Source organism: Ensifer sp., assembly GCF_035999185.1.
In the GTDB taxonomy this organism is placed as follows: Bacteria; Pseudomonadota; Alphaproteobacteria; order Rhizobiales; family Rhizobiaceae; genus Ensifer.
In genome coordinates this window covers 1-12063 of record NZ_DASYHB010000095.1, presented here as the reverse complement: position 1 = coordinate 12063, position 12063 = coordinate 1, and the positions used below count along the sequence as shown (strand labels likewise).

General features: G+C 60.0%; 13 protein-coding genes. 5 read left to right on the top strand and 8 right to left on the bottom strand.

The window, feature by feature from the left end; translation table 11 throughout:
- Positions 1 to 209 precede the first annotated feature (209 nt).
- Both VGO04_RS09305 and VGO04_RS09300 read right to left on the bottom strand, forming a co-directional pair.
- On the bottom strand, positions 210 to 395 hold the full coding sequence (locus VGO04_RS09305) for a hypothetical protein (protein WP_327495657.1): 186 nt from the start codon (positions 393 to 395) through the stop codon (positions 210 to 212).
- 1213 nt (positions 396 to 1608) lie between these two features.
- Positions 1609 to 2046: a hypothetical protein gene (locus tag VGO04_RS09300; RefSeq protein WP_327495656.1), complete on the bottom strand. Its 438-nt coding sequence runs from the start codon at positions 2044 to 2046 to the stop codon at positions 1609 to 1611.
- 297 nt (positions 2047 to 2343) lie between these two features.
- Here VGO04_RS09300 and VGO04_RS09295 point away from each other — a divergent pair, with 297 nt between their 5' ends.
- Together VGO04_RS09295 and VGO04_RS09290 are read left to right on the top strand one after the other, a co-directional pair.
- A complete protein-coding gene (locus tag VGO04_RS09295; protein ID WP_327495655.1) occupies positions 2344 to 3768 on the top strand; it encodes an HAD-IA family hydrolase in 1425 nt (474 codons plus the stop codon).
- Between the two features lie 53 nt (positions 3769 to 3821).
- The gene (locus VGO04_RS09290) at positions 3822 to 4613 is read left to right on the top strand and encodes a metallophosphoesterase (RefSeq protein WP_327495654.1); all 792 of its coding nucleotides are present in this window, start codon (positions 3822 to 3824) and stop codon (positions 4611 to 4613) included.
- A 92-nt stretch (positions 4614 to 4705) separates the two neighbouring features.
- Here VGO04_RS09290 and VGO04_RS09285 read toward each other — a convergent pair whose 3' ends face one another.
- Positions 4706 to 5134: an MgtC/SapB family protein gene (locus VGO04_RS09285; protein WP_327495653.1), complete on the bottom strand. Its 429-nt coding sequence runs from the start codon at positions 5132 to 5134 to the stop codon at positions 4706 to 4708.
- A 154-nt stretch (positions 5135 to 5288) separates the two neighbouring features.
- On the opposite strand from VGO04_RS09285, the gene VGO04_RS09280 reads away from it, so the two are divergent.
- Both VGO04_RS09280 and VGO04_RS09275 read left to right on the top strand, forming a co-directional pair.
- A complete protein-coding gene (locus VGO04_RS09280; RefSeq protein ID WP_327495652.1) occupies positions 5289 to 5894 on the top strand; it encodes a hypothetical protein in 606 nt (201 codons plus the stop codon).
- A gap of 149 nt (positions 5895 to 6043) precedes the next feature.
- Complete coding sequence (locus VGO04_RS09275) at positions 6044 to 6823, top strand: transglutaminase family protein (RefSeq protein ID WP_327495651.1); 780 nt, start codon at positions 6044 to 6046, stop codon at positions 6821 to 6823.
- A 247-nt stretch (positions 6824 to 7070) separates the two neighbouring features.
- On the opposite strand, the gene VGO04_RS09270 is transcribed toward VGO04_RS09275, so the two are convergent.
- From VGO04_RS09270 to VGO04_RS09250, 5 genes are all read right to left on the bottom strand, one after another.
- Positions 7071 to 7832 (bottom strand): extensin family protein, encoded by a 762-nt coding sequence (locus tag VGO04_RS09270; RefSeq protein WP_327495650.1) that lies wholly within the window; start codon positions 7830 to 7832, stop codon positions 7071 to 7073.
- 34 nt (positions 7833 to 7866) lie between these two features.
- Positions 7867 to 8865: a L,D-transpeptidase gene (locus tag VGO04_RS09265; RefSeq protein WP_327495649.1), complete on the bottom strand. Its 999-nt coding sequence runs from the start codon at positions 8863 to 8865 to the stop codon at positions 7867 to 7869.
- 206 nt (positions 8866 to 9071) lie between these two features.
- Positions 9072 to 9260, bottom strand: coding sequence for a hypothetical protein (locus tag VGO04_RS09260; RefSeq protein ID WP_327495648.1), 189 nt, complete (start codon positions 9258 to 9260; stop codon positions 9072 to 9074).
- A 152-nt stretch (positions 9261 to 9412) separates the two neighbouring features.
- Entirely contained in the window at positions 9413 to 10693 is a 1281-nt protein-coding gene (locus VGO04_RS09255) for a phospholipase D-like domain-containing protein (protein WP_327495647.1), read from the bottom strand.
- A 54-nt stretch (positions 10694 to 10747) separates the two neighbouring features.
- Positions 10748 to 11827 carry a YihY/virulence factor BrkB family protein gene (locus tag VGO04_RS09250; protein ID WP_327495646.1) on the bottom strand — a complete coding sequence of 360 codons (1080 nt, stop codon included), beginning with the start codon at positions 11825 to 11827 and terminating at the stop codon, positions 10748 to 10750.
- Positions 11828 to 11917: 90 nt separating this feature from the next.
- Here VGO04_RS09250 and VGO04_RS09245 point away from each other — a divergent pair.
- Positions 11918 to 12063 (top strand): SemiSWEET family sugar transporter (locus tag VGO04_RS09245; RefSeq protein ID WP_327495669.1); only part of this gene is annotated, 146 nt, incomplete at its 3' end.

Here is a 12063-nt window from a genome sequence, read left to right as displayed (position 1 = left end):
CGATTGAGGCGTGAGCCATCGATCTCGACCAAGCCATTTCTCTTGCCCGCGAGTAGAATCGCGTGTAGAGAAATACTTGTGGTCGAGTCACGGCGTAGGCCGTTTCAAGACGCCGATCGGATGTCCGTGGTTTCCAGGCCACGTGCGGACGCCGATCGAATGGATAAGTCCAGGGGCATCACGCTTGGCGGCGTGGTGCCCCTTTCCGTTTACTCCTCATCGTTTCGCGAGATGAGGACGAGCGGGACGACCGGGCAGGGTGGCTTGGCAGCGTGCTCCGCTCGCTGCACGGCAAGATCGAGCACGTAGCGCGCGACCGCGACCGAGGCCGCGTGCGAGGCCTGCTCGAACGCAACATCACCGAACTCAACCTTGATGTTAGCCAGTCTAAGCATGATCCCTGCGACGTTCCTCATAAAAATTTACCTCCATACGTTACTGCGGCCACGACAATGCCTCCTCGCGTGCTTATCGCGAGGCGTATGCTCGCTTGTAGATGCAGCCTTTCTTTCCGGAGTAATGCTCTGGCCACTGGTTTTCCTGGGGTCCTTGCAGCTCCTCGGTTCCGATCTAAAGGGTGGGGGTAGCTCGGCACCGGGCTCGTGTGCTCGGCGTGCAAGAATCTGCAGGTCGTCCGATTCCGTTGGCAAGGGCAGAAAAATCGAAAAATAATTTTCGGGAATTGCTGACCGAATTTCGAAATTGGCGATAAATTTGAGAAATGTGACGGACTAGCCCTCTTATTTTATCGCGAATTTCTTGCCCTCGGGCGCGCGCTCATGCGCCACGCGCGCGCGGTTGCTGTCGAGAAACGGAATTTTTTAATCGGCTTTTTTGGAGCGTCGTCGCTCCTTCGTTCACGCGTAGAATTGATTTTAGAGGGAATACTTTTTAGCAGAAGCGAATTATTGATTTTTGGTTTCGTTGGCGCATCTGCGACTCCCTGCCGCACCCTTCGGAAGCAACCACCAGAAAGATCTCGGTCAATTTGGCGGCCCCGATTCAGGGATTTTAGCCGTCGTCAAATGGGACCGCGATTCAATCCACAGACCGTCGCGGCCGAATCTTCGATTTGTTATTGTAGTGGCCATTTTGATTCACCCGAATCAAATCGCTTGCCAGGGCGAATCAATCGGCGACCTCTGAGCGGTGCCGCGCGGCAGCTCAGGAGGTACGCCGATCAAGATCCACCGTGAAAAATCGCGCTCCATTGCCGAGGCGGCTTTGGGGCCTGGCAAAGGAACGCGATGAACTCAGAGTTGACTGGCTATTCTGAGAACCATCGCGACTTCGCATCCAAATTCGTCGAATTCTGCGTCCAGGAGCATAGGATCTTCCAGAGGAGATCCGTCAGGCCATTGGCCTGCGAAAAGGGAGCGCCGATGGTGGGGCGCGGCGTTCGGGGCTGAGCGCATAGTGGACTTGCTGGTCGTGGAGAGATGCGGCCGCATACTAACGATCATCTGAAGACCCTCGCGTTGGAACAAGCCAGGCAGCGGGCAGGCAGTCGCGGTCGCCCAGTAGGAGGCTTGCGGTGAACCTCGGGTACTGAGCGCTTATAGATTATACAAAAATACTAAAATTGACATCAAGCTCGTGGCGGTATGGTTAACGCGAGTTGCTCATCACGCGCGCCGCCGGTTTGGTATACACAAAGACGCCGATGACAGATTCGCCACAAACGAAATGAGCCCCACCTTCTTCCAGTGCGGTCCGAAGGCGATTGTTTAGACCGATTTTTGGTTCGATATCTCCCGCTTCGAAGTCGAAAATGGTTTTTCTTGATACGTTTGATGCGTCGGAAAGCCACTCTTGAGTCTGGCCCAATAGCACCCGCGCTGCCTTGCAGACGAAGCCAGGAATTGGAGCGTTCCCTGGCATGGGAACGTACGCGGCGCTGGTGAGAAAGGTGGTGCCACAATCTTTTGTGTGGAATAATTTTACGGAACTTGTATAATATTCGACGTCGCTGAACGGCTTGGCGGAGCCGGGCGGGCCTTTCGATGGAGACTCGAGCTTAACGTCCGTTTTGTCCGGTCTCTTCACATAGTTCCCCAATCAAGCGCCGATTTAGGATTCCGCGATCACTCAGGCCGATCCGGTGCCGAGCGGGATCTGGCCTAATATCGATGTCGGATTCTGTCGGACGCCAAATCATACATAGCCTCCAACTGCGGGTCGAGGAAGGAGGGTGCGGCTTCCAAAGCGCTCACGGAGAAGGAGGGCGTGAAGCTGGCCCGGGCAAGCGTGGCCGATCGACCTAGGTCCTCGCTCGCGAAAGGGAGGCTGCGCTGCAGAAGGCCGTCCATGACACCTGTGTCGCTCAGTAGAATGGGGCTCCCAATGTCCGAGCCGACTGCCGATGACCGAACTCATTTGAGCGCGCCTGCGCTTCGCACGTTCATGAACATCGCAGAGCGTTGGGATTTGAACGTCTCCGACCGGCGAGCAATCCTTGGGTGCCATGCTCAACAACTAGAGGAGTGGTCGAGCATCGCGCGCGCCCACGGTCTGCTTATGCTCGATGCAGCGGTAATCTTGCGGATCTCGGCCATGCTGCGGCTGTTTGTCGAGCTTAAGCAAATCTTCCGGTCGCCCGATCAGGAGCGGGATTGGCTGAGGCACGCGCTCAATCAACGTCCATTCGGTGGGAGGGCGCCACTCGATCTTCTCCGTGGAACGCTCGAGGATCAGATCGCCGTCCGCCGCTACGCAGAGCGCAAACGGTTTGGCGTGGAGCCGCCGAACGAAGTCGACCGCAATTTCCAGCCGGAAGCAGGCTATCGAATCATTTCGGAAGGTGATGCTCCGCAGATCCAGGCAGTGTGCTTCGATGGTTTCGGGACGCTCGTTGAGATTGGCGACAAGCGCCGACCATTCAAAGCACTGTTGGGCGATGCACCTTCATCGGAGACGGTGGCCAAAGTACTGACCACTCCAATCCGCCTCGAAGATCTCGCTCGCCAACTGGCTATCGACCTCGACGCGACAAGGCTGGCCCAGCTCGAGGCAGACCTCAATGCGGAATGCCGATCAACGCAATTGCGGGCCGGGATCGACGCTGTTTGGGAAAAGCTGGAGCGTCTCGGATTGAAGGTCGCAGTCTGTTCAAACCTCGCCACGCAGTATGGGGATGCTCTGGTCGGCTGCTTGCCGAAGGCGTCCGATGCGCTCGTCCTGTCCTTCGAGGTCGGCCTGATGAAGCCGCAGGCCGAGATCTATCGGTTGGTCTGCAGGCAACTCGGCCTCGCGCCGGATCAGGTTCTGTTCGTTGGTGACAGCCTTGAGGCGGACGTGCATGGCCCTCAGGCGGTCGGCCTGTTTGCCATGCACATCGATGCGTTCGAGTCAGGGCTCGCCAAGGGGGGCGATCCAGCGCTGCCAAGAGCGATCGCTGAGCTATTAGAGAGGGTAGGGGGCCTGAGACCGCAAGAGCGTCGGCAGCTCTCGTACTCTCCGGAGCAGGCACTCGACGCTGCGCTGGGCTCCATCAATGCAGGCACCCGACTAGGGTACAAGCGAGACGAACTGGTTCGCGTACTGCGCGCCCCGGCTGAAGTCATGCAGGGTGATGATCCCGTATTGAAGCTTCTGCTCGGTGCGTTCTTCGACGCAACGGATGAGGCACTCCTGATCCGAATTGCGGAGGGATCGGAGATCACCTGGGCCGGCCTCTCGCAAGCCGTGCAGGCAGGACTTCAACCCGGGCACCCGAAACGGGCCTGGATCGTGGCGCGCGCCAACAGGTCCGCGGCGTCGCCTCCCTGACGCGACGCTCATCGTCGCCAATCGCCATCCAACTTGAATGCAGAGGGCCATCAATGCGCCTGCTTGTGATCTCCGACGTCCATCTTGAATTCGGCCCATTTCGGTTCTCTGAGCCAATGCCGGAGTTCAATGTCGCGGTCTTTGCAGGTGATATGCACAAACCGATCGTCGCCGCGATCGATTGGATGGCCGACCAGCGGGTGGCAGGGCCGCTTAGGGATCGGGAGATTGTCTACGTCGCTGGCAATCACGAGTTCTACAACAGCGAGATGAAGGGCAACCTCGTCGCGGGGGCCGAGCAGGCCGAAGCAGCGGGCATCCATCTGCTACACCGCCGGTCTGCGATCATCGGCAATGTTCGCTTCATCGGGTGCACGCTTTGGACGGACTATCGCCTGCTCGGAACGCCCAAACCCTCAATGGTCTTCGCCGGGCAAGAATTGAACGATCACCGCCTCATCCGGTATCGTGAGGAGAGCGGCCATTACAGCCGCTTCATGCCCTGGCATGCGGCCGCCGAGCACCGGCTCGACCTCGCATTCCTCCGGGACGAACTGAGCAAATCGCATGACGGGCCAACCGTGGTGGTCACCCACCATGCGCCGCATCCGCAATCCGTTCAGCCGAGGCATCAGGGCAGTGCACTGTCGCCGGCATTTGCCTCGGACCTCAGTGCCTTGATCGAGGAGTACCAACCCGAACTCTGGATCCACGGTCATGATCACGGTTCCCACGACTACAAGGTCGGCTGCACACGCGTGCTAGCCAATCAGGCCGGGTATCCGAATGTCCACGGGGATCGAGAGAATCGGTGGTTCGATCCCCTCTGCGTCGTCGAAGTTTGAGAGAGGGACACGCACATCTGCGGATAACTCCAACGCTTCGATCGTTGCGTCGGGCACCTATCAACCATTCACCTGACCGGCGCGCTGACTGCCTATCCGTCGCGACCTGCGAAACGCTCCACCGAATGGTTGATCAACAGCAGCAAAAGCGCCAGCAATGTTGCTGTCAGGACAATGGCGTGATCGCCCTGCCCTGCAGCGCATCCCAGTGCTGCAGTGACCCAAATCGCGGCTGCGGTCGTAAGCCCCTGGGGGGTGGAGTCGCCGCTTCGCAAGACGATCATGCCCGCACCAAGAAATCCTATGCCGGTTAGCAGGCCCTGGACAACGCGGCTTGCCGCGTCTGCTTGATGTGGCTCACTGAAGATCGTTGCGGCGGCAGCGGTCCCGAGGCCAACCAGCCCAAAAGTTCTCACGCCGGCGGCCCGCTGCTTGTTCGTTCGCTCCCAGCCGACCACGATGCCCGCAGCCATCCCGGCGAACAGTCGTAGCAGAAGATTCAGTTCAGCCCAGATATCCATACTGTTGCCCCTTGCTCAATTGCCGTGATGCCACAACGTGTCTGGCTGCTGGGCAAAAGCTGTCCAGCATCTCGAACAATGACCGGAACGTGGTCGTCATTCGGACGTTCCTTCGGGGACCCCAAATGCAGGATCCGGATAGGGGTTTTCCGGCATGACATCGACGTCACCCCCATCGATTGCGAAATGGCCGCTTTCGTCGTCCACGACGCTCGGATCATCGGTGAGGGCGAAGGGAATTGAGCGTGAGCTACGGCGTCAACTTCCCTGGCCCACGCGGAAGCACCTCACCGTCGAGGCGGGGCGCGTCATCCTAGCCGTGCCGGACGCCACGGACCTGGAAGCGCTTGCGCGCCGTATCGGTGAAGCAATTGAAAGCATCGCGGAACTGCCCTTGCTTCCAAGCGAGGTCGAGGATGTCCTAGCGATCTCCTCGCGCGAGCGCCACAAATGGCTAGCGGATGGGCGGCTTCAGAGCGCGGGGACACGCACCGTGAAGCTTCGGGGACGCGCGCGTGCCGTTACCTTCCACGTATTCAACGCGCGACATATCGAGACGATCCTCGACGGTGACCTGCCCGCGATCTGGCGAGAGGAAGATTCGATCAGGAGCGCCGAGAATCGTCGACGCGCCGCGGCGAAGGCCGTTCTTGCTCGGAACCGCAAGGAGCCAGTCGACGCGAGAACCGAAACGACAGATGACGAGCCGCCAAGCTTAACTGGTTGGGACGACTTCGAAGCAGACGGGCTGCTGCGATGAAACAAGGAAGCGTCTCGTGCTTGCCGACGTCTTGCTCCGAAGGAGGAAGCGCTAAATTGCGCACAAGTTGGCCACGCGCTCCGCGCTTAGATGGAACGCCCGCCGACTAATCCCGTTGATCAGCGGCCACAATCAGTAAGGCGCTCTCCATGAAGATTCAGGTCTCAGCCGACTTGACATACCGATTCCCCGAACCCACCCAAATAATCGGTCTGGTGGAAGCCGCTTACTCGGCCGACCAGATCGTTGTTTCGGAAAAGCTGACGCTATCGCCAAAAGTGGAGGTGATGTCCGATGCCGGCCTCGGCGGTGAGCGGCGCTTTCGGACATGTCTGTTGGGCGACGTGACGATCACCTATCGGGCCGAGGTCGACAACGGCGACCGAGCGCTGGTTCCGAGGAATGCGCGTCAGCACCTTTGGGGCGAGCTGCCGCAGGAGGTCCTGCCGTATCTGCTGCCGAGCCGCTTCTGCCCGAGCGATCAATTCCAGCGTTTCGCACTGCGAGAATTCGGAGACGCTGGCGACGGCGCCGGGCGCGTCATGGCGATCATGGAGTGGATCGGCCGGCATGTGGACTACGTACCAGGCGTCAGCACCGCCGAGACCGATGCCGCCCACACCTTCACCGTCCGGGCCGGCGTCTGCCGCGACTTTACCCATCTCGGCATCACGTTGTGTCGGGCGCTGTCCATCCCGTCGCGAGCAGTCAGCGCCTACGCGGTCGATCTTCAGCCGCCGGATTTCCATGCGGTCATCGAGGTCTTCATTGGGAATCGCTGGTGGCTGGTCGATCCGACCCGCCTCGCACCGGTCGCGGGCCTTGTGCGCATCGCCGATGGCCGCGACGCAGCCGATATCGCGTTTCTGTCGTCCGACAAGCCATGCAACCTCGTCAGCCAAGCGATTAGCGCGGAATGGATCGATTGATCCTACCAGCAGGGCGTGGTCGACTGCCCGTAAACCCTGCGCCTCGCCGGAAACGCGCGTCGGTTATCGCGCGAGACACTGCGCAAGTGGATGAGCCAGGAAGGTTTGTGCCTTTTGCCACTACGTTGCACGTCTAACGAGATCTGAACACCGAGCGGACCTGGGCCGTAGCGGCGGTCGAGATCGTCGATCGTGGCGGACATGGCGCATCGTCCTTGCTGCAAGGCTCAAGGGTTCGATGTTCGCGTCATTCGATGTTCCACTGGCAGATCTTGTAGTCGCGTGGTCTCTGCCGCATGTCGAGATGCAGATGGTCCTTGTGCGATGGGTCGGAACCGGGGCCGAGTACCGTCCTGAAGCGCGCGCAGGCGCTCGTTTTTAGGCTTTCGCGCAGCGAGCGCGTGGCCGTGTCCGTCGCGACGAGGCTCACGGTTCGACCGTCAGCGAGACGTAGGCCGAAGAGATCGAGCGCGTTCCCCGTCGCGTGTTCGCTGATCTGAGCGCCGGCTACACCGTTGCGTGGGCGGCAGGCATGACCGCCGACGCCAGCGAGCCGGGTCAGTTTGCCGTCTTCGCGTGCGACGATTCCGGGCAGGTCCTCGCGAACCCAATCGAGGATCTCGACCGCGAAGGCGCAGGTGACAGTGATGGCAGAGTCCAGCTCGGTCTTGGAGCCGTCTGGCATGGAGATGGCCCGAAAAGTAACGGGCTCGGCAATTGTGCAGGCACCGCTGCCGCTCTCGGAGGCCGCTGGCAAGGCGATCCCGCCGCGCTCAAAGAAGGTTGCAAAGCAGGCGGGCGGCCCGATGAGCCCCTCCGGCTCGGCGGGAGCAGGCGTTGTCCGTGCAGTAGGCGTGCTGGCCTGCTCCGGCCTGCCAAGGGTCAATTCGACCGGACGCCGTGGCGGCAATGGCGCCACGATACCGGGATTGTCGAACTTTGTGGAGCGGGCGCGATCACGGGCCTGCACATTATCTACGCCGCCGAGATGCGCTGCGCAGAGAAGCATTGCGACCGCTCGGCCGGTTAGCATCTGCACGTGGCTACTCGACGAAGCGTACCACGACGCCCGGCTTGACCAGATCGGCGAGATCCTCAGCGTCCCAGTTGGTTAGGCGGATGCAGCCATGCGAGTTGGTCTTGCTGACCTTGGCGGGCTCCGGCGTGCCGTGGATGCCGAAGGTAGGCTTGGACAGGGCGATCCAGACAGTGCCGACCGGACCATTGGGACCGGGCGGGAGAGTCAGCGTCTCGGTATTCTTGCCCTGCTGGAAATTCTTCTCGGGATCGTAGGTGTAGTTCGGATTTCGAGCAATTCGCTCGATCTTAAACTCGCCGGACGGCGAGGGTGTGTCCTCGCTACCGATCGTCGCCGGGTAGCTTGCGAGCACTACGTCGTCGGCGCCCAACACCATTACCATGCCTGTGCTCTTGATCGCATCCACCCGCAGAGCAGCTCCCTTTTCGGACGATCGGCGGCCGGACGCCACGGCGATGCGTAACCCGGGCTCCGAAAACGCCTGCCGCGGATTGAGCGCGGTGAGCAGCGTCTCGCTCATGTGGAAGCGCTCCCCCAGCATTTCCTGCGGACTGGTGTAGGACAGGCGCTTCATCTTCGCCTGCTTGGCATAATCGCGCGGGATAGCGTCGGCGAAATCGTAGGCCGCGTCCTTATCGGTCAGCGTGTATTCGGCGATTACATCGTTGGCTGTGTCACCACCCAGGTTCAGCCAAGCCTGTTCGTCGATGTCCTCGCCGTCGGGAAGCCTTTCCTGCCGACGGAACTGTGCGACCGCCTTGCGAAAATTCTCACCATCGAAGCCGTCGATCACACCGGGCGAGACACTCCGCCGGCTGAGCAGAACCTGGGCCTTGACGATGAAAGGGTTAGGCCCAGGCTCGACCACCTTGTTCCGGTCCGCGAAGTTTACAGCATTGATCTCGGTTGCCGTCAGCGCCAGTGCGGGCGAGGTCCATGTCGTCATGGCCGCGACGACGAGCGCGGCGAGTCCGGCAGGCTTGCTCGAATGGGATAATTTCATCGTGCGCTCCGACGAGAAAGGCGTTTGCCGAAGCTATACGGGCAGGTCGACCGGATGTTCCGCCGGGCGCGCGGGCGCGCCACGCGATTTGGGGCCGTCCCCGCGCCCCCGCCGACGCCGAGGCTCAGTTGAGCGCAAAGAAGGGATAAATCGAGCAACCCGCTCCCAGGGCGATGCAAGTCTTCGTTGCACGACCAGCACCAGGTTCACTCGCCGACGCCCGCAGCGGGCTTCTCGTCCCGAGGTGCCTCCGGTTTGTCGGCGTCACCGGTGTCCTTCTCTCCATTTGGATCTATGGAGACCTTCTTGCCGATGCTATCGCTTGGATCACCTTGAATCGATTTGACGCGTGCTTGCTCTTCGGGAGAAAGCTTGTTTCCGTCACCGTCTCGCATTGGTGCCTCCATGAAAGACCCCATGGGTTCAACGACGAGTGGCGTCGGTGGTTCCAACGAGACCGTGCCGGCTCACCGTTCTGTGGAGCGCCTTATATTTTCGTGCCCGTGAACGCCCCTGCGGAGCGATGGCAGGGGCTGATCAAGCGAAATTAAATCTGCGATCGCGCTAAGCTCGATATCCAGTCGGAGAATTTTTGGCTTGCTGAACGATTCTGCCATTGCGAAAAGGTGTATGGCTTGGAGGTTGCGGCATCCTTCTCAAACAAGGCGATTTGTGTGTTTGCGAACCGCTGATCGAACAGATTGATGTTGGCTTCATCGTTGAGCCTCAGTGCCCGGTCATCGATATTGGTCGAGCCGACCGAGGTCCAAACGTCGTCGACGACCACCAGCTTGCAGTGGAAGAATGTCGGCTGATATTCGCTGATCTTCACGCCTGCTTGAAGTAGCTCGCCCCATAGATGACGGGACGCCTTTCGAACGATGCGCGCGTCGGTATGGAGTCCTGGGACGATGATCTGGACGTCCACCCCACGCCTGCGAGCCTCCAGTAGTTGCCGCCTGATAAGTTCGTCTGGGACGAAGTAAGGCGTGGCGATCCGGATGTTCTTCTGGGCTGAGGCTAGCGCTGTCATCAGCATCAGGTGCATGACGTTTCGTTGATGAGTCGAGCTGATGACCACCTGGGCAGCGTGATCGCCAGCGTGTGGGATCTCCGGGAAAAAGCGGTCGCCAAGGAGGAGCTCGCCGGTTGCCTCGATCCAATGTTCCGCGAAAGCGGCCTGGAGTTCCGCGGCGGCTGGGCCTTCCACTCGATAGTGATTATCGCGCCACTCGTCCGGCGATCGCGCATCGCCGTCCCATTCGTCAGCAATCCCGACGCCGCCGCTGAAGCCCACGCGACCATCGACGATCAGCAGTTTGCGATGAGTGCGGTTATTCACCCGATCGACGGTGTACCAAGTGACTGGGCGGAACCGGACGACCTCGACGTTCGCATCCTGCATGCGCTGGATGAGGCCCTCATCCATCGGGACGCTCCCGACCCAATCAAGCAGGACCTTCACGCTCAAGCCCTGGCGGGCTTTGCTCGAGAGTGCCTCGGCGAACTCGTTGGCGATGTCGCCGCGCCAGTAAATGTATGTTTCGAAGCTGATCGTATGCCGCGCTTCACGAATAGCGCGCAGCATCGAAGGAAAGATCTGATTTCCATTTACCAGCGTCTCGACGCGATTCCCCGGTACATAGTTGGATCCGAAGAGGGCGCCCATGGAAGTCTTGAGCTGCCGATCCGACGACGCCAAGTTGTGCGGAAGCGGTTGCTGAAGTTCCTGCCGTTCAGGCAACAGATTGCTTGCGAGGAGCGAGCCGGCGACGCCCAAGGCGGCCGAGAGCAGTCCGATGATGAGGGGACGGCGATTAAGCTTCATGGCGGCGCGGGCTTACAAGCAACGACCGGAGGATTTGGCGAACACGGAGAGCCATTATTCCTTCCGATCGGCCGCATCGGCCCCACGTAGCCCGATCGGCATCGGTGGACCCCGGGTCGTGTCCTTGTCTGTTTGCCTTTCAGCCTCGGAGTTCAGTTCTGCTCCTAGCAGCACAATCGTCGCCGAGAGCCACATCCACATGAGAAGGCCGATCACGGCTCCGATGGCGCCGTAGGTCTTGTTGTAGTCCTCGAAGTTCGCGACGTACCAAGAGAACAGGAGTGAGCCGATCAGCCATGCGATCGACGCGAAAACAGCGCCGGGGCTCACCCAGGTCCACTGGGCCTGATCGCGACTCGGTCCGTACCGGTAGAGTATCGACAGCCCGACCATCAGGAAAACTATCATCAGAGGCCAGCGCCCAATCGCGATCAGCCATTCCGCGGCCCGGCCGAGATATAGGTAGTCGAGCACGATCGGTACGACAGCGATGGCTCCAATCGCCGTCAGGACAAAGAGCAGAATGCCGATCGTAAACAGAAGCGACACAGCATTGAGCTTGATGAAGCCGCGCTTTTCGTCTTCGCCGTAGGCGACGTTGAGAGCGTCAAAAATCGCTTTCACCCCAGCATTCGCGCTCCATATCGCCAAGGTCATGCTTAGCAACAGCGCAAGGCCGAGTTTCGTCTCGCCACCGCTCCCGATCCGCACCACCTGATCGTGCAAAAACTCGATGGCGCCTCCTGGAAGTACGGAGTTCAACACCGACAGGTGGTCTGAGATGGTCGTAGGTTCGGCTATCAGCCCGTACAGAGAAACTAACGCCGTCAACGCCGGGAACAGTGCGAGCAAGCCATAAAAGGTGACACCGGCTGCAACTGCCAGAACTCGATCACGGTCGAACTCGTGATAGGTGCGACGTCCAATCTCGATCCATCCCGCTGCAGGGATCTGATGCGGCTCGATCGCCTGGGCACCTTCCTGTGTACGATGCCGGGATCTCGCAGCGAATTCGGCCTCTCGGGCGCTCTGCTTCGGTGCTGTCAGCTTGGATGCCACAAAAGCCGAACTCAATCCGAGCGCTAGGGCAAGCGAGGCTTCGGTGATCAGTCGCCTGGATCGGATCGTAAGCATGTCAGTCTCGTATTCGCGCAAGCGAAGTTCGAACCAACTGCGTCGCTGCATGTTCCGTCTGAGGAGCAGATCAAATCCAGAGGGCATTGAATGATTTGGGTCACAATCGCTGGCGCATGTGCTGCCGTTTGTTCGATGGTCAGTTTCGTTCCGCAGGCATGGCGGATCGTAAAAACCCGTGAGACCAGCTCGATTTCGCCCGTCATGTATGGTTTCAACGTGACAGGCTTTGCGCT

What these genes read in the sequence shown, in the direction of transcription:
- VGO04_RS09305 (WP_327495657.1), bottom strand. Translation starts at nt 395, where the DNA reads ATGCTTAGACTGGCTAACATCAAGGTTGAGTTCGGTGATGTTGCGTTC.
- VGO04_RS09295 (WP_327495655.1), top strand. Translation starts at nt 2,344, where the DNA reads ATGTCCGAGCCGACTGCCGATGACCGAACTCATTTGAGCGCGCCTGCG.
- VGO04_RS09290 (WP_327495654.1), top strand. Translation starts at nt 3,822, where the DNA reads ATGCGCCTGCTTGTGATCTCCGACGTCCATCTTGAATTCGGCCCATTT.
- VGO04_RS09285 (WP_327495653.1), bottom strand. Translation starts at nt 5,134, where the DNA reads ATGGATATCTGGGCTGAACTGAATCTTCTGCTACGACTGTTCGCCGGG.
- VGO04_RS09280 (WP_327495652.1), top strand. Translation starts at nt 5,289, where the DNA reads ATGACATCGACGTCACCCCCATCGATTGCGAAATGGCCGCTTTCGTCG.
- VGO04_RS09275 (WP_327495651.1), top strand. Translation starts at nt 6,044, where the DNA reads ATGAAGATTCAGGTCTCAGCCGACTTGACATACCGATTCCCCGAACCC.
- VGO04_RS09270 (WP_327495650.1), bottom strand. Translation starts at nt 7,832, where the DNA reads ATGCTTCTCTGCGCAGCGCATCTCGGCGGCGTAGATAATGTGCAGGCC.
- VGO04_RS09265 (WP_327495649.1), bottom strand. Translation starts at nt 8,865, where the DNA reads ATGAAATTATCCCATTCGAGCAAGCCTGCCGGACTCGCCGCGCTCGTC.
- VGO04_RS09260 (WP_327495648.1), bottom strand. Translation starts at nt 9,260, where the DNA reads ATGCGAGACGGTGACGGAAACAAGCTTTCTCCCGAAGAGCAAGCACGC.
- VGO04_RS09255 (WP_327495647.1), bottom strand. Translation starts at nt 10,693, where the DNA reads ATGAAGCTTAATCGCCGTCCCCTCATCATCGGACTGCTCTCGGCCGCC.
- VGO04_RS09250 (WP_327495646.1), bottom strand. Translation starts at nt 11,827, where the DNA reads ATGCTTACGATCCGATCCAGGCGACTGATCACCGAAGCCTCGCTTGCC.